The sequence below is a fragment of the Clostridium sp. ZS2-4 genome (assembly GCF_026719745.1).
Taxonomy (GTDB): Bacteria; Bacillota; Clostridia; order Clostridiales; family Clostridiaceae; genus Clostridium_H.
Genome location: NZ_JAPPRQ010000015.1, coordinates 157,662 through 179,622, shown reverse-complemented (window position 1 = coordinate 179,622; position 21,961 = coordinate 157,662). Strand labels below are relative to the sequence as shown.

General features: G+C 29.1%; 16 protein-coding genes, 1 pseudogene and 1 riboswitch. Of the genes and pseudogenes, 8 read left to right on the top strand and 9 right to left on the bottom strand.

What is annotated here, in order from left to right; translation table 11 throughout:
* Positions 1 to 16 precede the first annotated feature (16 nt).
* Positions 17 to 116: riboswitch (purine riboswitch) on the bottom strand.
* Between the two features lie 119 nt (positions 117 to 235).
* The 3 genes and pseudogenes from OIO11_RS03385 to OIO11_RS03375 form a co-directional block, all read right to left on the bottom strand.
* On the bottom strand, positions 236 to 1,417 hold the full coding sequence (locus tag OIO11_RS03385) for a pyridoxal phosphate-dependent aminotransferase (protein ID WP_268069951.1): 1,182 nt from the start codon (positions 1,415 to 1,417) through the stop codon (positions 236 to 238).
* 252 nt (positions 1,418 to 1,669) lie between these two features.
* Positions 1,670 to 2,392 carry a hypothetical protein gene (locus OIO11_RS03380; RefSeq protein ID WP_268069950.1) on the bottom strand — a complete coding sequence of 241 codons (723 nt, stop codon included), beginning with the start codon at positions 2,390 to 2,392 and terminating at the stop codon, positions 1,670 to 1,672.
* Positions 2,393 to 2,396: 4 nt separating this feature from the next.
* Positions 2,397 to 3,012, bottom strand: a pseudogene (locus OIO11_RS03375) (ABC transporter ATP-binding protein); the annotation flags it as partial.
* A gap of 381 nt (positions 3,013 to 3,393) precedes the next feature.
* Between OIO11_RS03375 and OIO11_RS03370 the strand changes: the two are divergent.
* The 7 genes from OIO11_RS03370 (at position 3,394) to OIO11_RS03340 (ending at position 10,549) form a co-directional block, all read left to right on the top strand.
* On the top strand, positions 3,394 to 3,717 hold the full coding sequence (locus tag OIO11_RS03370) for a hypothetical protein (RefSeq protein ID WP_268069949.1): 324 nt from the start codon (positions 3,394 to 3,396) through the stop codon (positions 3,715 to 3,717).
* Positions 3,718 to 3,927: 210 nt separating this feature from the next.
* Positions 3,928 to 4,854, top strand: coding sequence for a L,D-transpeptidase family protein (locus OIO11_RS03365; protein ID WP_268069948.1), 927 nt, complete (start codon positions 3,928 to 3,930; stop codon positions 4,852 to 4,854).
* 128 nt (positions 4,855 to 4,982) lie between these two features.
* Entirely contained in the window at positions 4,983 to 5,363 is a 381-nt protein-coding gene (locus tag OIO11_RS03360) for a L,D-transpeptidase (protein WP_268069947.1), read from the top strand.
* Positions 5,364 to 5,777: 414 nt separating this feature from the next.
* On the top strand, positions 5,778 to 7,037 hold the full coding sequence (eam, locus tag OIO11_RS03355) for a glutamate 2,3-aminomutase (RefSeq protein WP_268069946.1): 1,260 nt from the start codon (positions 5,778 to 5,780) through the stop codon (positions 7,035 to 7,037).
* Positions 7,038 to 7,417: 380 nt separating this feature from the next.
* A complete protein-coding gene (locus tag OIO11_RS03350; protein ID WP_268069945.1) occupies positions 7,418 to 8,737 on the top strand; it encodes an ABC transporter substrate-binding protein in 1,320 nt (439 codons plus the stop codon).
* Positions 8,738 to 8,855: 118 nt separating this feature from the next.
* Positions 8,856 to 9,719 carry a carbohydrate ABC transporter permease gene (locus tag OIO11_RS03345; protein ID WP_268069944.1) on the top strand — a complete coding sequence of 288 codons (864 nt, stop codon included), beginning with the start codon at positions 8,856 to 8,858 and terminating at the stop codon, positions 9,717 to 9,719.
* Entirely contained in the window at positions 9,719 to 10,549 is an 831-nt protein-coding gene (locus tag OIO11_RS03340; protein ID WP_268069943.1) for a carbohydrate ABC transporter permease, read from the top strand. Before OIO11_RS03345 ends, OIO11_RS03340 begins: the two co-directional genes overlap by 1 nt.
* A 114-nt stretch (positions 10,550 to 10,663) precedes the next feature.
* On the opposite strand, the gene OIO11_RS03335 is transcribed toward OIO11_RS03340, so the two are convergent.
* Together OIO11_RS03335 and OIO11_RS03330 are read right to left on the bottom strand one after the other, a co-directional pair.
* Entirely contained in the window at positions 10,664 to 11,812 is a 1,149-nt protein-coding gene (locus tag OIO11_RS03335) for a methyl-accepting chemotaxis protein (RefSeq protein WP_268069942.1), read from the bottom strand.
* Complete coding sequence (locus tag OIO11_RS03330; RefSeq protein ID WP_268069941.1) at positions 11,742 to 12,644, bottom strand: PDC sensor domain-containing protein; 903 nt, start codon at positions 12,642 to 12,644, stop codon at positions 11,742 to 11,744. The genes OIO11_RS03335 and OIO11_RS03330 overlap by 71 nt, the downstream gene beginning before the upstream one ends.
* Before the next feature lie 515 nt (positions 12,645 to 13,159).
* Between OIO11_RS03330 and OIO11_RS03325 the strand changes: the two genes are divergently transcribed.
* The gene (locus OIO11_RS03325; RefSeq protein WP_268069940.1) at positions 13,160 to 13,486 is read left to right on the top strand and encodes a hypothetical protein; all 327 of its coding nucleotides are present in this window, start codon (positions 13,160 to 13,162) and stop codon (positions 13,484 to 13,486) included.
* 88 nt (positions 13,487 to 13,574) lie between these two features.
* On the opposite strand, the gene OIO11_RS03320 is transcribed toward OIO11_RS03325, so the two are convergent.
* The 4 genes from OIO11_RS03320 to OIO11_RS03305 all read right to left on the bottom strand — a co-directional run bounded on the left by OIO11_RS03320 (position 13,575) and on the right by OIO11_RS03305 (position 21,731).
* A complete protein-coding gene (locus OIO11_RS03320; RefSeq protein ID WP_268069939.1) occupies positions 13,575 to 15,239 on the bottom strand; it encodes a glycoside hydrolase family 13 protein in 1,665 nt (554 codons plus the stop codon).
* A gap of 253 nt (positions 15,240 to 15,492) precedes the next feature.
* Positions 15,493 to 17,025 (bottom strand): methyl-accepting chemotaxis protein, encoded by a 1,533-nt coding sequence (locus tag OIO11_RS03315; RefSeq protein ID WP_268069938.1) that lies wholly within the window; start codon positions 17,023 to 17,025, stop codon positions 15,493 to 15,495.
* Positions 17,026 to 17,047: 22 nt separating this feature from the next.
* Positions 17,048 to 18,085: a ketoacyl-ACP synthase III gene (locus OIO11_RS03310; protein WP_268069937.1), complete on the bottom strand. Its 1,038-nt coding sequence runs from the start codon at positions 18,083 to 18,085 to the stop codon at positions 17,048 to 17,050.
* Between the two features lie 265 nt (positions 18,086 to 18,350).
* Positions 18,351 to 21,731 carry an insulinase family protein gene (locus OIO11_RS03305; protein WP_268069936.1) on the bottom strand — a complete coding sequence of 1,127 codons (3,381 nt, stop codon included), beginning with the start codon at positions 21,729 to 21,731 and terminating at the stop codon, positions 18,351 to 18,353.
* Positions 21,732 to 21,961 lie beyond the last annotated feature (230 nt).

Here is a 21,961-nt window from a genome sequence, read left to right as displayed (position 1 = left end):
ACTACAAAGAAAATACACATAAATGTATTTTCTTCGTAATCAGGAATTATTGGTCCCTGGTAGACACCCCCAAACCATATTATTGGGGTTATACGAAGTTAATCTTAAATAACTTTTTATATTATTTTAATCAATCTTATTCTACGTGTCAAGTGCGGTAGTCTTTTTTAATATAAAATTATTGTAATTAATAAACATATACTAGAATGTTTGTTTCCATTATAATTTTAGTTGTTTATTTAAATTCTTTAACCAAATTTTCAAAAGCAGAAATAGAGTTTTTAATCATATCAAAATCTACACAGTAGGACATTCTAAAATATCCTGGACATCCAAATCCACTGCCAGGTACCAGAAGCAAATTGTATTTTATTGCCCTCTTCGCAAATTCTACATCATCATCAATAAGAGCTTTAGGGAAAAGATAAAAGGCTCCTTGCGGCTTTACACATTCAAATCCAAGTCTTGTAAGATTTTCATATAAAAAATCCCTTCTAATCTTATATTCTTCAATATCTACTTTAGCATCAATTGCATCTCCAACAACTTTTTGAAATAATGCAGGCGCATTTACAAATCCTAAAGTACGATTGCAAAAACTTAAAGCATTCATAAATATATTTATATCATTAATTCTACTGCTTGCTGCAATATACCCTATTCTTTCTCCTGCAAGCCCTAGTGACTTACTAAATGAATTTACAATAATAGAGTTATTAAAAGTAGAAAGTATACTTGGAAGCTTAACGTTATCGTAAATTATTTCACTATAAGGCTGATCTGAAATTACAAATATTGTTGTACCATATTCCTTTTCTTTTCTTGAAATAACTTCTGCAATATGTTTTAACTTTTCTTCACTATACACAACTCCAGTTGGATTATTAGGAGTATTAATAATCATTGCTTTTGTGTTTGGTGTAATGCTTTCTTCCAGTGCATTCAAATCTGGTTCAAAAGTTGAAGTATCAGAAGGAACTACTACTATTTTTCCACCATGGTTGTCTGTATAAAAATTATATTCCACAAAATAAGGTGCAAATACAATAACTTCTTCTCCATGATTAAGCAGTGCTTTTAAAACAACATTCAAACCTCCTGCAGCACCAACTGTCATTATTATATTTTCACTGGAAAGTTCAACTCCACTTTCCTTTTCTAAAGATTTTGCAACTTTTTCACGGACTTCTGTAAAACCAGCATTATTCATATATCTATGTAATCCTTTTTCATCACTTAAAACATGCTTTTTTAATGACTCAACCACCTCTGCTGGAGGTTCTGCATAAGGATTGCCAAGACTATAATCATAAACCTTATCTGCCCCATATTTTTCAACAAGTCTTGCACCTTCCTCAAACATTGCCCTTATCCATGAAGACCTACTCAAATTGTTTACTACTTTTTCAGAAAACATAAAATCGCCCCTTTTTTTTATTTACTAGAAAATTATAAAATTTTGTAATTTCCAACCCTTTGTTCTTTTTCCTTTTACACTATCACACTGTGTAACTTTTCTCAACCTTTTCCCATGATATATTAAAGGACTTCTTCCATAAAAAAATATCAACTATAAACATAACAGCCATATAACTCAGCCATTCGCTAAATCCTTTTCCTTCTCCACGCTCCATGAATATAAACAAAAATGGAAATATAAATGCCATCCCTAAAGATGGATATACTTTAAGCTTAAACTCTTCTCATTTTTAATCATATAATAAGTAAATCTGAAAAATATTTGTTCTTGTTTGTTTGAGCAAAATACATTAGATAATTTGTAAAATAGCTTCTTTTTTCTCTTATCTGTTTTACCACTATTAACATTTAATTTTTGTAAATTTCTCTCAAAGGAAGGAACAAGCTTAATGTAAATCAGTATTGAAATTACAGGTACAGCTGCTGCAAGTATCGAAAAAATTATATAATAGGTATTACGTGAATTCTCCAGTATTATAGTTAAAGAAAACATATAAATAAACACATGAATAAACTTTGCTGCATTTATAGTCTTATTATTAACGGGCTTTGAAAATATTATATTCTTATCTCTGACATCTAAAAGTACAGATGAAAAATCTGAGATTAATGTTGTCATAATCATAAACATCAATATACCAAAAACACAGCTCATTTGAAAAATCAAATTGGTTTTTGGTATTATTAAAACCACTATAATTAATCCAAAAAGAGCGTATAAACCCAATGACTTAAAAAAACTATTCTCCTCTTCTTTTTCTTTATTTGACTTATTCATAATTGTAGGAATTCTTCTTCCATCCATAACTAACTTCATTTGAAGAATCTTTCTCATTATTTCATAATCTACACCAAATTTTTCAAATAAAACTTTAAATTTATCTAGAAATTTTAAAACTTTAAATTCCTTCATATTGCTACACCTCTTTAACTGCGGATACAAAATCTTCTGCTATACTTTTGTATTCATTGAATCCTGTAAGTTGATTGAAAATATCTTCCAAAGACCCTTCACTACATTTATTCTTAAGTTCTTGAAAACTCCCATCAGCTGCTATTTGTCCATCATTTAATAAAATAATTCTATGACTAATTTTCTCTACTACATCCATAATATGTGAAGAATAAAATATAGTTTTCCCCTGCAATGCCAATTCTGATAATATTTCCTTAAATACCATTACACTATTAGCATCTAATCCACTCAAAGGTTCATCTAAAAATAATATATCAGGATTGTGCAGCAAGCTTGATATTATTAAAATTTTTTTGCTTCATTCCTTTAGAATAAGACGAAATTCTTGATTCATAAGCTTCTTCTATAGCAAACAGCTCCATAAGCTTTTTTGCCTTTCTATCAACTTTATCATACTGAAGTCCATATAATTCTCCAATAAAAGTTAAATATTCCTTAGCTGTAAGATTATCATATATTTCTGCTACTTCAGGAATATATCCTATTTTCCTTTTATACTCCACATCTCCTGTTGAAATATTCTGTCCTAAAATTTTAATTTCTCCAGTGTAGCCCTCGAATTGCATAAAATCCCCCCATATTATATATTTATCTTCCATTTAACCATTCTCATTTTACCATAATTTAATATTAATTACATATTTTCAATAAGCTACTGTCATTTAGCTAATCTATATTTTTATAAAATAAAAACTACCAGAATGTATTCTATACATATCCCAAAGTATCAGCATTAGCACGTCCTATTATTCTTTGAACAGCTTGGAAATCACAAACTCCATCTTTTTGATTCTCTACTAATTTTATCTTTTTTATTGAAAAAAGAGTAAAATATGTTATAATTTTTTTTAGAAAGTAAATATTAATGTTCTTGTATAATTATTTACTATCAAGTATTAAATTTGTCCAGTGAGACAAAAATAACAGGAGGTAATAAAATGAAGGGGTATTTATTATTACAAGATGGAAGTCTATTCAACGGTAAAGTTATGGGCGAAGAAAAAAATATACTTGGTGAAATCTTATTGAATGATGAAGGTACCATTACACTTCAATGTGAAACAACTGGTAAACAAGAATTAATTGTCAATAGTTCAGATCACATAGAAGGTCATGTAGCACTCTCTGATGTAGATTTTAAAAGTTTAAAACTAAAAGTAAAAAAAGGCCAAACAATTTTAGGCAAAATCGTCACTGATTCTTTACCTATAGAATATCATGTTTATGATTTAAAAACCCTTGTTACATTAGGCTTGAAATAAAATCTAACGAAAATAAATAGTAGTTTAGGAACATTTTTTAAAAAGATATTTTTTAAAAAATGTCCCTTCTTTTTTTGTAAATAGATAAAATCATATCTTAATAAACTTCACACATTTTCTCCCCTTTCATATATTGATAATGAATTATTCAATTAAAACACCCTTAAAATGATTTGCATATAGCCTTGTAGATGAGTCAGGGGGAGTATTATGAAAATTAAAAAATTATCTGTAACCTTATCTTTTATAGTAATATTTTTCTTTGCAGCCTGTACAATCAACCCAATTCCACAAGAGAAGCTAAACAAAAATACAAATCATGAAAATACACATCCAAAAGAAAACATAAAAATAATTAACAAAACTGTTCCAGAGATAAAACAAGAAAACACTAAAAAGCCCCAGAATAAAGTATTAGAAAAGCAGCCATCTAAAGTTGAAAATGAAGAACCTAATATTTTTAAAATAGGATCAAAAGGCGAAAGTGTAAAAACTATTCAAGAAAAATTGAACAAGTTTGGATATAATCTTATGGTGGATGGTATATTTGGTATTGCAACCGAAAATGCTGTTTATGATTTTCAACGAAGAAATAACATAACAATTGACGGCATTGCAGGAGAAAGAACTCTGGCAAAGCTTGATTTACCTCCTACTAAGAAGACTATGTATACTCCTCAAAAGAACATTGATAAATCTACTGCAAGTTCATCAAATTACCCTGAAAAGTTTATAAATGATAGAGACTCAAATAGCCCAACTCAATACTATATATGGGTAAATACTAAGAGTCCCAAAGTTTATATATTTGAATGCTTTAATGGTAATTGGAAGTTGATAAAAAATATGCTCTGTACTGTGGGCAAACCTTCCACTCCAACAATAAAAGGAACTTTTCACGTAGGAAACAAAGGCAACAGCTTTATAGTTAAAGATAATCCTAAACTTATGTGTAAATATTATACTCAAATAAGTGGAAACTATCTATTCCATACAGTTTTATTATATAGAAATGGAACAATTGCAAATGGAACTTTAGGCTCCAAACTCTCTCATGGATGCATAAGACTTTCTATTGCTAATGCTAAGTATATATATAACAATATACCAAAAGGTACAACTATCTATATAAATTAACCTAGCACCTAGCACCTAGCACCTAGCACCTAGCACCTAGCACCTAGCACCTAGCACCTAGCACCTAGCACCTAGCACCTTTTATTGTAAACTGTCGTCTTTAAACTGTAAACTACAAGGAGGTTACTATGTGTTTATACACTTATACTAATCCATATTTACTTCGCTTTCCTGCAAGTAAATACAGTATTTTAATCAACACTTCTGCTCGTACACTCACTTTATATAAAAATGGGAAAATATATAGAACCTATCTTGCAGCAGTTGGGAAACCTTCTACTCCTACACCAAAGGGAAACTTTAAAATTGTTAACAAAGCATTCAAGCCTGGTGGTCCTTTTGGCGCAAGATGGTTAGGACTATCTATTTCTGGCTATGGTATCCATGGAACTAATAATCCCTCTTCTATCGGTAAGGCTATATCGAATGGATGTATTCGCTTAAACAATTCTAATATTATTGAGCTCTATAATCTGGTTTCAATAGGTACATCAGTGAAGATTGTCTAATCAAATAATTGCATACATCAGACAAAGATTTTTACTTTGCAAAACATTATATATTTTCTGAGTTTCCAATATATGAACCTATTCCTTCATATATTGGAATATTTTATTTAAAACAACTTTTTTCTTATCCCTTATATTCCCCTAAACATGCCTTTTAGAACGAATGTATCAAATTTTCCTTGTATATTTCTTTATAATATATTAAAATAAATATTGCAGGATTTATTTCACTTTATAAATAAGACGCATAATGGTAACCAACTTTTATAGGTTTACTTCTTAACCTTTCAATAATTCGAACAAAAATTTCAGTACTTTTCAAATATTTTTGTATACATTCCTTATAGACCATTTTCTAAGGTATACAAGTTAAAATTATAAACACTTCAATAAAACTCAAAAGGAGGCGGATATATGAATAATATCGACAAAAGAGAAATTTCATTAAAAAGAGCTGAGGAATTAAAATCTAGGATTGATGATTATCTTCAAATCAAAGACACTTTAAAGAAAGGTACTAGCACCGAACAAAAAAAGAAAATTGCTGCTAAAAAAGATAAAATATTATCTTACTTTAATGCAACAGAAGATAATTGGAATGATTGGAAGTGGCAGTTAAAAAATAGAATAACTGATATAGATACATTAGCAAAACTAATTGACCTTGATGATAATGAAATCGAAAACATAAAAAAAGTAGGTGAAAAATACAGATGGGCAGTATCACCTTATTATCTTTCTTTAATAGATGAAGATAAATTTAATGCAGTAAAATTGCAATCAATACCAACTGGTTTAGAACTTGTAGCTGAAGGCGATACAGACCCTATGGGAGAAGAATTTACTAACCCAGCTGGTTCAATCACAAGAAGATATCCAGATAGACTTATAATAAATGTTACAAATGAATGTGCCATGTACTGCAGACATTGTCAAAGAAGAAGGAATATAAGTTCTTCTGATTGTCATAAAAGCAAAGAAACACTCCAAGAATCCATAGAATATATAAGAAACACTCCAGAAATCAGAGATGTATTAATTACAGGCGGGGATTCATTTGCTTTATCTGACAACATGATTGATTGGCTGCTTTCTGAACTGCGTTCAATTCCTACTGTTGAAATAATAAGACTTGGAACAAGAACCTTGGTTACAATGCCTCAAAGAATCACTGATAATTTGGTTAATATTCTCAAAAAATATCATCCACTTTATATTAATACTCACTTTAATCACCCACTGGAGATAACAGAAGAATCAAAAGCTGCTTGCGAAAAACTTGCAAATGCAGGTATCCCTCTTGGAAATCAATGTGTACTGCTAAATGGAATAAATAACGATAAATATGTAATGAGACTGTTAAATCAAGAATTATTAAAATGTAGAGTTAGACCTTATTATATTTTTCATGCCAAACATGTAATTGGTACAACCCATTTCAACACCTCAATAGATGATGGAATAGAAATTATGGAATATTTAAGAGGGTATACTTCTGGAATGGCTATTCCAACTTATATAGTTAATGCACCAAAAGGTAAAGGCAAAACCCCTATTTTACCTCAATATTTGATATCTAGAGGAAAAGATTCAGTAAAAATCAGAACTTGGGAAGGCAATGTTGTAGATTATCCAAATCATCCTTCAGTAGATTTAAAAGCTATGTTATCTTAAAAGAAAAAGCTTTAAAACTTAAATATATAAGATATTATAGCTCTAAAGATACAACTTCATTTAATGATATAGGTTTTTGATTTTATGTTCAATTAGGGATAGTATTTAAAATCATTTGTTTTTATATAACTGATTTTAAGTACTGTCCCTATTATTTTGTATGTATTTTTGAAATTATTTGAATAACTTATAATTCTTCTCAATTACATAAAGTAATATTTTTACTTGTTATGTATATTTTATGAAAAAATATATGGATTTTTATTACAAAATTAATAAAATGTAATTGACAAATTTTCTTAATAGTATTACAATTAATTTGTGCAAACGTTTTCCCATGTTAACTATTAAATACGTATAATAAATAGGGAGGAGATTTTATGAAAAACATTAAAAAACTTTTAGCTTTAGCTTGCGCTTTAGCATTAACAGGCGGAATTATGGCCGGTTGTGGAAAAACTGGCAATGATACTGCAAAAGATTCAGGAGAAAAAAAAGTAACGGTTGATATTTTTCAATTCAAAGTTGAAGCTAAAGACGCTCTAGAAAAAGCAACAAAGGAATATATGAATGAACATAAAAATGTTACTATCAACCTGCAAACAGTTGGTGGTGGAGATGATTATGGTGCAGCATTAAAATCAAAATTTGCATCTGGTCAAGAACCAGTAATATACAATATAGGTGGTACTCAAGATACACTTGACTGGAAGGAAAAACTTGAAGATTTATCAGACCAACCATGGGTTTCCAAAGCTTACGATGGAACATTGGAAGCAGTTAAACTTGATGGAAAATTATATGGTATGCCATTTAACCAAGAAGGTTATGGATTCATCTACAATAAAAACTTATTCAAAAAAGCAGGTATAGATCCTAATTCTATAAAAACATATGCTGATTTAGAAAAAGCAGTTCAAACACTAGATTCAAAGAAAAAAGTTCTAGGTTTGGAAGCAGTATTTGCATTACCTGGTAAAGAAACTTGGGTAACAGGCTTACATCTATCAAATGTTGCATTTGCAAATGAATTTAAAAATGTTGTTGACACATTTAATGCTAAAACAATTGCTTTTAAACATAATGCAGGTCTAAAGAAACTTTTAGATTTACAAATTAAATACGGTTATAAACCAGATGGATCAAACAAAACGATCAATGTCGTTGACTATTCAACTCAAGTTGAACAAAAATTTGCATTAGGAAAAGTTGCTGTAATTCAACAAGGTAACTGGGCATATGGTTCAGTTGAAGGTGTAGATAAAGAACTAGCTGGAAATATGGGAATACTTCCAATGCCTTTAGATGGCATTAAAGAAGGTGCAATTCCAGTTGGAGTACCAATGTATTGGGCTATTAACAGCACTAAAGACGCTGCAACTAAAACAGCTGCTAAAGATTTCTTAAATTGGTTATATACTTCTGATAAAGGTAAAGAAATGATTATAAAAGACTTTAAATTCATACCAGCATTCAAAGGATATGAAGGCGACAACTTACAACCAGGCGATCCTTTAGCTAAAGAAGTATTAAGATACTCTAACGAAGGTAACACAATGCCATGGGTATTCATGGGATATCCAACTGGCTGGGGAATGGATAAGCTAGGTACTGATATTCAAAAATATATCGCTGGAGATATAACTTGGGATAAACTAGTTGAAAATGCTAAAAAGACTTGGGCTGAGTCTAGAAAATAATTGAACTTGAAACTTTTTCACTAAATGTATATAAAAAATAATCCTGGAAAAGTTTTTCCAAACTATTCCAGGATTTTCACTAACTAAGATTAAGCTATATCAAAAAGGAGAGAGGGTTATGAAGAAAAATAAATCATCATTTTGGCTTTTTGTAGGACCAGTTCTCATTGCATTTACTCTAGTACAACTTATACCCTTATTACTTGGAATTTATTATTCCTTTACAGACTGGAATGGTATAAAATCAGATGTCAAATGGATTGGATTTAAAAACTACATTACAGCCTTTAATGATCCAAGTTTTGCACAATCTTTCTGGTTTACACTTAAATTTACAATATTGTCAGTTATAGTATTAAATGTTTTAGGATTTCTTCTAGCTATAATTGCTATAAGAAAATCAAAGTTAAGTAATACTCTTAGAACAATATTTTTTATGCCAAACTTAATTGGAGGACTTATTTTAGGATTTATTTGGCAATTTGTTTTCACTCAGGTATTTTCAGCAATAGGTAATGCTACTGGTCAAAAATGGTTATTAGGTTGGCTGTCTGATGGTAAAACAGGTTTTTATGGACTTATAATATTAATGGCTTGGCAGATGGCAGGATATATAATGGTTATTTATATTTCTTCACTGCAAAACATTTCACCAGAATTGCTTGAAGCAGCACAAATTGATGGTGCTAATGCATGGCAAAAGATTAAACACATCGTATTACCTTTAGTTAGACCAGCATTTACAGTGAGTTTATTCTTAACATTATCAAATTCATTTAAACTATATGATCAAAACTTATCACTAACAGCTGGAGGACCAGCTAATTCTACTCAAATGTTAGCTATGAACATTTATAATACTGCATTCAAATTTAACTTAATGGGCGTTGCTCAAGCAAAAGCAGTTGTTTTCTTCTTGATAGTTGGCGGTATTACTCTAACTCAAGTATATTTTTCTAAAAAAAGCGAGGTGGAAGCATAATGGAACTTAAGAAGAAATTTAATATTGCTGCAATATTAGTAAGCATTGTAAGTATTTTGGTAGGGTTATTATACTTATCCCCTTTCTACATCATAATTGTAAATGCCTTTAAAACAAAAAAAGAATTATTCCAAAGTACATTATCAAGGCCTGCTGCTTGGAATTTCGATAATTTCAAAGAGGCTTTTGAAAGACTGGATTTTTTCAGCGCACTTACTAATTCATTATTGATAACTGTAGGCAGCGTTATAGTCATAGTACTATTTGCATCTATGGCTGCTTGGATGCTTGAAAGAACAAAAACTAAAACCAGTGGATTTGTTTTCTTCTTGTTTATTTCATCAATGTTAGTTCCATTTCAAGCAGTTATGCTGCCATTAGTTAGAGTAATGGGAAAACTTGGTTTATTGAATATCGGTGGATTAATTTTTATGTATCTTGGATTTGGTACTTCACTATCCGTATTCCTGTACCATGGTTTTTTAAAGAGTATTCCAAAAGAATTAGATGAGGCAGCAATGATAGATGGCTGTGGAAAATTTCAAACTTTCTGGTATATAATTTTCCCATTGTTAAAGCCAATATCAATAACTGTAGCTATTTTAAACACTGTCTGGATATGGAATGACTTCTTATTGCCATCATTGGTTGTAAACAAACCAGATACTCAAACTATACCATTAAAAACATTCTTCTTCTTTGGTGAATATACAAAACAATGGCACCTTGCCTTAGCAGGATTAATCTTAGCTATTATTCCTGTAATCATCTTCTACTTCTGTGCTCAAAAACATATTATTAAATCTATTACAGCCGGAAGTATTAAATAAGAAAAAAATAGTTCAGGACAAGCATATGAACTATAATATAAAACAGGGACAGTTCTGTAAAATTAGTTATTTTGAAATAACTAATTTTACAGAACTGTCCCCTTTTATTTACAATCATACTTTAAACTTATTTATCTGTTCCATCATTTCTTCTGTCATGTTACTTAAAACTTCTGCTGCTGTAGATAATTCTTCAGTAGAAGCATTCATTTCTTCTGAAGATGATGATATTCGTTCAGATGATTCGGCAATTTCTTCTGCAACTGTAGAAATTGCTTCTATCTTCTGTATAATAGAATCTTTTTCTTTATCTATACTTGAAGCTGAAATATTAATTTCTTCAATTTTAGGAACAGTCTTTTCTATTCCATTTATTATATTTGTAAATGAATTCATTGAAGAACTTATAACTCTAACCTGATCAATAAGTTGTTTTTCCATATTATCCGTAGTTTCAAGCATTTGGTTTGAGTCATCAGAGACAGCATTAATTAAAGAATTTATATTTTCAGCTGAATTCTTTGACTGCTCTGCAAGCTTTCTAATTTCTGAAGCAACTACTGCAAATCCTTTTCCTGCTTCTCCTGCTCTGGCTGATTCAATAGAAGCATTTAATGCTAATAAATTTGTTTGATCTGCAATGCTATGTATAATACCTGTTATTTCATTTATTTGCTTTATATTTTCACCAAAGCTTAAAATCTTATTAGAAAAATCATTAAACACTATATTTACTTTATCCACAGATTCTGCTAAAACCTGCATATCCTTACTACTTGCATTAGCCATGATTTCAACTTCTCTGGCATTTAAATCAACTTCTCTTATTTCTTCTATAGTATTACCAAGCTTTTTACTAAATTCATCTAATATACTATTAATATTTAGTAATTCTTCTACTTGTGAACCCGCTCCTTTGGATGTATTTTGTATGCCTCTGGATACATTTTCAGATGAAGCAGTCAGTTCATGTGCTACTGAAGCTAAATTTCCTGATTGATTATCTATATCTCTAGAACTCTTTATTATAGTTTCTATTAATGTTCTTAATACACTCCTCGTATTAATCATAGCCCTAGCCATAATTGCTGTTTCATCTTTATACTTTAACAAAAATTCATATCTTGTGTCATACTCCAAATCTAATTCTTCTGTTTTTCTTATCAAGTCTGTTACCTTCGCAATAGGATCACTAATAGCTTTTCCAACTATTAAAGCGACTAAAAAAAATAAGATCGTTGCTACAATAACAATTGCTATCATATTTATACTCTATGGATCCTAAATCCTTCCTATCCATTTCCTCAGTTATAACTTTAAATGCTCCATTATTTACAGTTTTAAGATTATCCCCTTGTTTGTAATTTGGGTGAATTAGTATATCATAATCATCATTAAGTAAAAATGCATAACCAGTATCATATACTTTCATTTCTTGTAAACTTTTCTTCAAGTCATCAATCTTGACATCAATTCCTACTACTCCTATTAATATCCCATCTTTTTCTATTGCTTTTGTATATGAAACAATAGTTAAATTATTTAAATCTTCTTCCTCATATGGTTCACTCCATATTCCTTTTCTTTCTTTTATAGGATTATAATACCATCCCATATATTCATTATCCTCTGTAAAATAGGTTATATAATCTCCATCTGGATCTGAATCTTTTCTATTAAATGACCCATTCCCCATTTCGTCTACATACCAAATTTCACGTGCCTCACCCGTTAATTTTGGATTAATAGTTAAATAATATCCCTGTACTCCATTTAAAGTCTCAACTGTTTTCTTAATTATAGAATCCATGATAATTTCATACTCTTTTATATATTTTTTAGGATTTGATTTGAATTTTTGTAAATCAAATGCAGCAGCCACATTAGCTGAAAAAGTATCTACCGAACTTTCTGCACTATTTAAGGTTTTATCAAATTCATTGCAATAACTTTGAGCCATAAATAATAATTTACCCTTTGATTCTTGTTTTAAATGTTTAGAACTCTCATATACACTTATGCTTCCTATAACAGTAGAAATGATTAAACAGCATACTGTAATTGTTATTATTATCTTTGAACTTATTTTTCTCATAAATATGCCTCCTTATTAGTCTATGTACTCTAAAGAATGTCTGCAGAATTTATTTCTCTTAAGTTAAAGATACGTACATATATGTCAACATATATTATTTTTCCGTTCTACTATCTAAAAGGTTATTCTCACTTACATAGTTTAGTAAAATAAATTTACTTTCTTAATATAATATAATATCGTATACTACAATGCCACTCTTGATAGATATATAATGAAAATCAAACCTTTTTTGTTAAAATATATGATAAAATACTTATAAATCTAATTAATTAAAGATTTTTACTGGATTATTTTTTAATTGAAAACGAAAAATCAAAATATTAATAAATAATATCTTTACAATTTCCACATAGAGTATTACAATTAACTCTGACTTGTTTTGTAAAATAAATTTATACACTGGTTTATTTTGCATAATAAAACATTATATTGCATTATAGTTTATATGCTCCAGTATATAAACTATAATATAAGCTTAAAATATTATTATAACATTAGAAAGTGGTGCTATAATGAAAACATTTGAAAATCTTATTAACGAAACTTTACAAGTTACCGACTTAGACGAATTAGAATCAGCAGCAGATTTATTTGAGTTTGGTATTGAAAAAGGATACTATACTAAAAATCACGTAGCTGAATTCAATACTACCTATTGGAAAGTAAAAAATGAATGTTTAGCTTATAATATTTCTAAAACAGTAAAGGGAAATAAATTAGACATTCTTTCTATAGTTTCTAAAGCTCCAGATTATATAAAAAACAATGATTCTGAGCTGCTTAATTATGTAAATTCACGTCTAAAAGCCCTTAAGGGTAAAATAAAGGGACTTAAATAAAGTCCAAGCATTTAAACTCATCCTTTCGCCATATTACCTCTTAAATTGACGAAAGGATGAGTTTTTGTTTAACCCTCTAAAATTTTTATTATATAACTCTGTAAACTCTTGCTTCATATGGTTTTAATATAAAACCTGTCATATCATCATGTTCCTCAACATTATAATTACATAACAGCAATTCATCATGTGTAAGTTTTAAAGGTGTATATTCATATACAGCCTCCGAATCTGTTAAATTACAAATCACAACGACTTTTTCATTGTCTAATGTACGTGTGTATGCATATATTTGCTCATTATTTTCTAAAATCAAATCATATTTACCATATGTGAACACTTGATTTTCCTTCTTGACAGAGATCATTTTTTTATAAAAATTAAGCACAGAGCTTGGATCTTTTTCCTGTTTTGCTACATTAATTTCTTTATAATTCTCATTAATTCCAATCCATGGTGTTCCAGTGGTAAATCCTGCCTTTGGCGATTCGTTCCACTGCATAGGAGTACGAGAATTATCTCTGGATGTCTTCCATATCATTTTGACTATTTCTTCAGGCGGCATCCCTTCTTCTCTCTTAATTTCATACATATTTCTAGTTCTTATATCATCATATTCATTAATTGTTTTAAACTTAACATTAGTCATGCCAATCTCTTGTCCTTGATATATAAATGGTGTTCCCTGCATCATAAAATACATAACACCTAATGATGTTGCACTCTCACGCCAGTATTCTTTATCATTTCCCCAAGTAGAAACTACACGAGGAATATCATGATTTTCAATATATAATGCATTCCAACCTTTGCCTTCTAATCCTTTTTGCCACTTGGACAATATCTTTTTCAATGCTACAACATCCAGTTTACTGTTAGCATCAGAATTCCATAAGTCTAAATGCTCAAACTGAAATACCATATTAAATTTTCCTTTTTCTTCTCCAACCCAAAGTGGTGCATCCTCCACCTTAACTCCATTTGCTTCACCAACTGTCATAATATCGTATTTAGCAAAAGTATTCATTTTTAATTCTTCAAGATACATATGAATTCCTTGTACATTCATATGCTTATCAAATGAAGGAACATATTTCATTCCTTTTAGATTAGGCATGTCTTTTAAGCCTTCTTCTTTTTTTATATGACTTATGGCATCTATACGGAAACCATCAATTCCTTTATCTAACCACCAATTAATCATGTCATAAAGAGATTGACGCATATCACTATTCTCCCAGTTTAAATCTGGCTGTTTTCTTGAAAACAAATGCAAGAAATATTGATTAGTGATTCTATCGTATTCCCATGCAGAATCTCCGAAAATACTTTCCCAGTTATTTGGTTCTTCTCCATTTTTACCATCACGCCATATATACCAATCACGTTTAGGATTATTATTTGAAGATCGTGCTTCAATAAACCAAGGGTGTTCATCACTTGTATGATTAATAACTAAATCGATAATAAGCTTCATATTACGGTTATGAACTTCTTGCAGCAGCTGATTAAAATCACTCATTGCTCCAAATTCATCCATAATATCTTGATAATTACTAATATCATAACCATTATCATCATTTGGTGATTTATAAATAGGGCAAACCCAGATTACATCAATACCTAACTCTTTTAAATAATCTAATTTAGCAATTATACCTTGTATGTCACCTATTCCATCACCATTTGAATCCATAAAACTTTTTGGGTATATTTGATAAGCAACAGCTTCTTTCCACCATATTTTTTTCATATAAGATCTTTCCTTTCCGAATTAATGCAATCGTTTGCGTAAAGTATGCAAAAAAAAAATTATTATTTTAAATAACTAACACTTATATTCACTATCATCCTAATATAAATTTACTAGTAAGTCAACTTTATTTTTATCAAAATAAAAAATAGCAAAATATACTTATATATTCTACTATTTTTTACTTCTAGAATTAAGCATTTATTAATATTTTGTCCTCTTAATTAAGTTTCTCTTTATTCAATAAGACTCTTTATTCAATAAGACTATTCATTTCAATTGCTACATCCTTCAAGTTCTCTGTATTAATTGATATTTCTTCTATTAAATTCACATTTTGCTTAATCTCTTCACTTACAGTTTTAAATTTATTTATGGTCTCTCTAGTTGTTTCATATATATTAGAATTAAAATCTACAACACTATTTACTTCTGTTAATAACATTTCAGTAGACGTATTAATATCCTTGATATTTCCTACAGAAGTATTTAGCACTGTCATCATCTCTTCTACATTATCTGATACCATGTTTAGCATATTATTGCTTTCTAATACTTTTCCATTATTGTCTATCATAAGTTTTTCTACTTTACTAATCTTATCTTTAAATTCATCCGTAATACAACCTACCTGATCTAAAGATTGCTTTGTATTCTCTGATAATTTTTTAATCTCATTAGCAACTACTGCAAATCCCTTTCCACTATCTCCAACTCTTGCCGCTTCAATGGATGCATTTAATGCTAATAAATTAGTTTTCTCTGAAATATCTGATAAAATCTTGAAAATACTGTCTAGTTGATCAGATTTTTCATTTAATATTTTTGCTACATTGAGAGTATTTTCTATACTCCCCTTTATATTGTCTATAATATTCAGTGATTTATTTATTGAACTTTTATTTTCATTAGCTATATTTATCAAATCTGAGGATGAAGTTTCTGTATCCATAGCTTTTATAGATACTGTTTTATTCAATTTTAACAATGTATCTAATCTATCTTTATTTTTTTTAGTCTTTAACAGTATTTCATTACTGTCCTTATTAACTTCAGTGCTAGTACTTGCTATTTCTTGAATAGAACCGTATTCTTCTTCTATGATAGAAGTTAAAGTTTCACTTGAACTTAATAAAGTTTGTGCGAATTCTGATATTTTATTAAATAACTTTGAGGTTTTTGCATTGTTTTCAATTTCTATTTTCATTTTATCATCAACTTTTTCTAATAAATTAGCTGAAAGATTCATAAAGAAATATATACCAAAAGATATGAGAACTATAACAATAAGTCTCATAAACCCTTCTCTCAATAATACATCTTGTGATGGCATAACTGAAGAATTAATTTTGAAAACTACTATTTCACAAATAACACTTAAAGCAATAGCTTGTATAGTTAATTTCTTATCTAAAAATAATGCACTTAGTAGTACAAAGTAAAATACACACACCCATATTTCTTTAGAAGGTATCATAATTGCTATATAAACATAATTTACAAAACAGCCCAACCCTACTAAAGCCTTAAATTTAGAGAATGTTTTATCATTTGCTCTTGTTCTATCTAAAACATTATCTTTTGTACTCATAAATAGTATGATTTCTGATAAACCTAATATAATAAAGCCCACTATATACTTCCATTTAATTTCTGGATATAATCCTAAAGTTTTTAGACCCATAAATGCAACTATAGCTCCAATAATACTTAAAATATAAATATTAATAATTAACTTATAAGTTTTTCTCTGATATTCCATAATCGTGTCAATATTGGTATTCATTACTATTCCCCCAATTATTGTATTAAAATTTGTACAATATTGATGTCATTGTATATCCTGCTCCTACTGAACAAAATACTACATAATCATTTTCTTTTATCTTGTTATTTTTTAAAGCTCTATGTAATGCAAAAAATGGACTTGTTACTCCAGTATATCCATATTCATCTCCTACAAATGTGTATTTGTCCAATTCCACATTCATTTTTCTTAAAGTTTCTTCTGCATCAGGTTTTGAAAATTGTGAAAACAAGAAATGACCTATGTCCTGTGGTGTTAAATCATATTTTCCAAGCATATCATCAATAATCATTTTCCAGTTATCAGCTAAAAAACTAAAATCAACTGCTGTCCAGCGCAAGTATTTATCTGTTAACTGTACATTTTCTTTATGTAGTTTAGATAAGCCACATACAGGGCTTAAAAATACTTCGTGATAATTACTGTTTGTAAATGTATTAGAATCTATAAATCCTCTAAGTTCATTTTCTTCAACTGTTTCCAGTATAATTGCTGCACTGCCATCAGCAAAAGTAGGATAAGTCAATGTATCATTATGATTTACTACGGAACTTATCATTAATGAGCCTACAACTAATGCTGTTTTAACGGTTTCATTACTTTTCATATATCTACATACCACATCCATAGCTGTTAACATACCAATACAATTTGAATTTGAATCATATACAATATGTGCATTCTTCGCTCCAATTGCATTATTTATCTTTAATGCATTACATGGAAAAGTATATTCAGGTGTATCTGAAGTAAATACTATCATATCAATATCTTCTGGAGATATATTGGCATCTTTTATAGCTTTTTTAGATGCTTCAATTGCTAACGTTAATGAATTTTCTTCGTCCGTATTTCCTAAATATCTGTATTTTCTACCTAAATGCTCCATTAATTTACCTACTTCTTCAGCTTGTTTTTCAAAGTGATTGGTAAAAAATGAATTGTGCACTTTATTTTTAGGATGATATATTTCTATACCTTTAATGTTAATATTTCTATAAGTCATTTTATCACCTTCCATTAATATAAATATTATCATACAATCGTCGACTATTTCAACCAGAACTTTACATATAATTAATAAAATATGCATTTTTATTTTGTTTTACCACAAATTGAATCATCTTCTATATCGCATATCATATATAATATAGCATATATTTCTTCATTATTTTTTATGTTTCAACACATAAATCAAATTTTAACACAACATAACAATAACACCTACTGGTCTGTTAGTTATCTTAAAAGACCCATAGGTGTTTCCATTGTTAGAAATACTATATACTATTTAATTTATTTTTTTATTTTTGAGTTACAAATTCCATCTCAATAGGAACTTGTAACTTATCTACTTTTTCATTTCCTTTTACAGCTTGAATACCCTTAATAAATAGAGTATATTTTTTCCCTTTTTCATACAAAGTCTCTGGTGCTACTTTAATAGCTTTATTCTTTTTATCATAACTTACCTTTACTTTTACTTGATGATTTTTTTCATCTAGAACATAAACATTTGATGTATTTACTGTTAATTCATCAAGTTCTTGCGAAAAGTTAACACTCCAATTTTTATCTACAGGTACATTTTCCTTTTTTTCCATATCTAAAGTTGATACTTTTTCTTCCTTAGAATTTAAACCATCTTTTATAACCACAAAGTTTTTCTTATTTTCTTTTATCTTTGTTTCTCCACCTACAACACATAAATAATCTTGTTTTAATAAAGCATCTATAACAGGGGCAAGATTTCTTATGTCCTCTGCCTTAGTAGCTATAATCTCTTCTCTTTCTTTTTGAATATCTTCTTGCTTAGTTCCGCTTATATAAAAGCTATCTGCTATAATTCCATCAGCAGCAGGTCCCATAAACTTAGCTAACATGTCATTTGCATTATCAAGTTTTCCAATAGTTCCTATTACATAGTCAGTCATTTCATCTTCACTCGCATTGAAATTTTTAAGATATTCTGGAATTCTATCAATAGTGTCTAAGGTTTCCTTTAAGTTTGGATCTCTGTAAGATGAAAAAATCACATTAGAGTTATTTATTGATACATTAGCACCATAGGCTCCGCCTTTTATTCTTATGTTATTCCACAAATAACCACCCTGCAATATATTAGCAAGAACCTGAAGCTTTCCATTTGCCTCGTACCCTGTTTTTTTCAAATCTCCACCTTTTACTACATATTGAACCTTTGAGGATGTCATTATTCCTTCATTAATATCAGAGCTATCAAAATTGTATCTTTGACTTTGAAGTTTTTCATTTCTTAAGTTCTTTGAAAAGTTTTTAAAGTTTTCACTGAAAGTAGAATAATCTGCCTCTTCTCCAGTATAACTTGCTATCATATCCTGCTTATTAAACACAAGATTCCTAACTTCTTCTAAGTTCTTTACTATTTCATTGCCTTTACTGTCAAAATTCTTATCTAAATCACACAAGAACTTGTAAAACTCTTCATTCATATAATCATTGTATTTTCCTGATTGTGACATATAAGATAATACTTTTTGCATTGCCATATAACTACCGCTTGACATTAACTCTGCTTCTTTATCCCTCTTCATGTTGCCTACTATTTCCTTCAATCTTGCCTTATCATTTAATTTGCTGTCATATATGATTTCTTTTAAAAGTTCAAAGCTTTTAGGGGTTTTCTCCTTTAGGGACATTATATTTGCTACCATCTTAGGATAATAAACATTATTGTCTCCACTTTTTACAAAAGTACTGCCTCCAATACTGATTCCACCTGAATTGTTTAATATTTCTTCTACTAACTCTTCCTTAGTATAATTTTTTGTATCCACATTGCCTAAAACTTCTTCTAACAAGTATAAGTATCCTAGCTTTTCCTGAGGTACTTTAGTTGTATCAAAATATATTCTTATATAATCTACTCCATTAGTAAAGATAGGATGGTACAGTATCTTTACTCCGTTTTCATTTTTTTCTATAGTAGTGTATTTTTTAGCTTTAATGTTTATATCTCCACGAGTAAGACTTGGAAGTGTTTTTAAAGTTTCCTTTGAATTTGGTGTTTCCTGCCATTTTTTAAGTTCTTTAGTTTCCTTTATAAGCTTATTTATCTCTTCCTTTGAAAGAGAAGCTTTGATTTTTGCTAATTTTGCCTTTGATTCTGCTTCTTTCTTTTCTTCTAGCCCAGGTACAGGTTTTAAAACCACTAATGAGGAATGTTTATTATCTAGTAGATATTTCTGTATCAATCCTTCTAAATATCCTTTTTTTATCTTATCCTTGATATTAGCCATATCGGAATTTATATTCAAATATAAAGTTGGATCTCCATCATATATCCAGCTTCTCATTATCAGATTGTTGTACATAAGAGCAAAATCACCTTTTATAGTACGATTAGAAAGCTCATATACATTAAGTACAGAATTTAATAAGTCTTTATCAAAACCATTTTTAACTATATTCTTAAGCGTTTCATCAATTACCTTTTGGAATTTTTCTTTTTTACTTTCATCTGTATTTTCTGCATTTATAGAAAACACTGGCTGCTGATACTGCATATTATATCTAGCACTAACATTTTCACCAAAACCATTTTCCTTCAATGCCTTTGAAACAGGTGAAGATGGCATTCCTCCAAGTAATGTTTGAAGCAGTACGAATCCCAATGCTGTATCTTTATTTGTAATTTTATCTACCACATAGTTTGAACTTAAATAAGTTTTATTTTCAGTAGGTGTCCCCTTTTGTACTGAATATTCAACTGTCTTTATTTTTCTTTTATCAAATGGCTTTTGAATCTGTATTTTAGTATTTACTTCTTTTTTATCAAAATTATTTAAATAATTTTCTCCTATAAATTTTAATGTCTTTTCAATATTTAAATTTCCTGACAAGTAAAAATAGCTGTTTGAAGGAGTATAGTATTCTTTATATGTATTAACAAACTTCTCATAAGTTAAATTAGGCATTTTTTCTGGATATCCACCTGATTCATATTTATATGAAGTCTCTGGAAAAAGAGACTGTTCAACAGCTCTATTCAATAATGTTTCAGGCGAAGAATAATTTCCCTTCATTTCATTATAAACTATACCATTATATTTTAACTCATCATTAGGAGAGTTTAGTTCATATCTCCATCCTTCTTCTTGAAAGATCCTTTTATCTTTACTCATGTTAGGATAGAAAACAGCATCCAAATATATGCTCATTAAATTTTCGAAATCCTTATTATTTTTACTTGATACTGGATACATAGTATAATCTGGACCTGTTAATGCATTTAAAAAAGTGTTTAATGAACGTTTACTCATTTCTATAAATGGGTCCTTAACAGGGTATTTTTTAGAACCTTGAAGTACAGAATGCTCTATAATATGATTTATTCCTGTATCATCCTTAGCTGGAGTACGGAAAGCTACTGAAAACATTTTATCCTCATTCTTATTGTCCAAATATATAAGACGTGCTCCACTTTTAGTGTGCTTATACTCATAAGCATTACATTTTAAATCTTGAATCCATTTTTTAGATACTAGTTCAAATCCTCCTAAAGCCTTATTCTCTATGACTGCATAGGAGACTTGTGAAGATAAATCCAAAGCTTTAACTTTATTCAAACTTCCCAACACTAAAGTTTGAGAAGTCATAACTGCAGCTAAAGTTAAAACAACTGTAGATTTTAATTTTTTATTCATTATTAACTCCCCTTTTGTAAATTTTAACTTTTACTCCATATTATCATATAATCATAAATTTTATTCATTTTTAGGAAAATTTTAAGACTTAATTAAGGTTTAGTTAAGATTTCAAGTATATACTTTATAAATTCCCCCTATGTTAAATTGTTTATTCTATTTTTACTTATATAAAAAATATGAACGAATTTTTAGCTTAATAATATAATTTATCCCATGTCTACCGCTAC

Bases quoted from the DNA above. Each gene is read 5' to 3' on its own strand.
- OIO11_RS03325 (WP_268069940.1), top strand. From the start codon at position 13,160: ATGAAAACATTTGAAAATCTTATTAACGAAACTTTACAAGTTACCGAC.
- OIO11_RS03310 (WP_268069937.1), bottom strand. From the start codon at position 18,085: ATGATAATATTTATATTAATGGAAGGTGATAAAATGACTTATAGAAAT.
- OIO11_RS03380 (WP_268069950.1), bottom strand. From the start codon at position 2,392: ATGAAGGAATTTAAAGTTTTAAAATTTCTAGATAAATTTAAAGTTTTA.
- OIO11_RS03305 (WP_268069936.1), bottom strand. From the start codon at position 21,731: ATGAATAAAAAATTAAAATCTACAGTTGTTTTAACTTTAGCTGCAGTT.
- OIO11_RS03330 (WP_268069941.1), bottom strand. From the start codon at position 12,644: ATGAGAAAAATAAGTTCAAAGATAATAATAACAATTACAGTATGCTGT.
- OIO11_RS03320 (WP_268069939.1), bottom strand. From the start codon at position 15,239: ATGAAAAAAATATGGTGGAAAGAAGCTGTTGCTTATCAAATATACCCA.
- OIO11_RS03360 (WP_268069947.1), top strand. From the start codon at position 4,983: ATGTGTTTATACACTTATACTAATCCATATTTACTTCGCTTTCCTGCA.
- OIO11_RS03315 (WP_268069938.1), bottom strand. From the start codon at position 17,025: ATGAATACCAATATTGACACGATTATGGAATATCAGAGAAAAACTTAT.
- OIO11_RS03370 (WP_268069949.1), top strand. From the start codon at position 3,394: ATGAAGGGGTATTTATTATTACAAGATGGAAGTCTATTCAACGGTAAA.
- OIO11_RS03385 (WP_268069951.1), bottom strand. From the start codon at position 1,417: ATGTTTTCTGAAAAAGTAGTAAACAATTTGAGTAGGTCTTCATGGATA.
- OIO11_RS03365 (WP_268069948.1), top strand. From the start codon at position 3,928: ATGAAAATTAAAAAATTATCTGTAACCTTATCTTTTATAGTAATATTT.
- OIO11_RS03335 (WP_268069942.1), bottom strand. From the start codon at position 11,812: ATGATAGCAATTGTTATTGTAGCAACGATCTTATTTTTTTTAGTCGCT.
- OIO11_RS03340 (WP_268069943.1), top strand. From the start codon at position 9,719: ATGGAACTTAAGAAGAAATTTAATATTGCTGCAATATTAGTAAGCATT.
- OIO11_RS03350 (WP_268069945.1), top strand. From the start codon at position 7,418: ATGAAAAACATTAAAAAACTTTTAGCTTTAGCTTGCGCTTTAGCATTA.
- eam (WP_268069946.1), top strand. From the start codon at position 5,778: ATGAATAATATCGACAAAAGAGAAATTTCATTAAAAAGAGCTGAGGAA.
- OIO11_RS03345 (WP_268069944.1), top strand. From the start codon at position 8,856: ATGAAGAAAAATAAATCATCATTTTGGCTTTTTGTAGGACCAGTTCTC.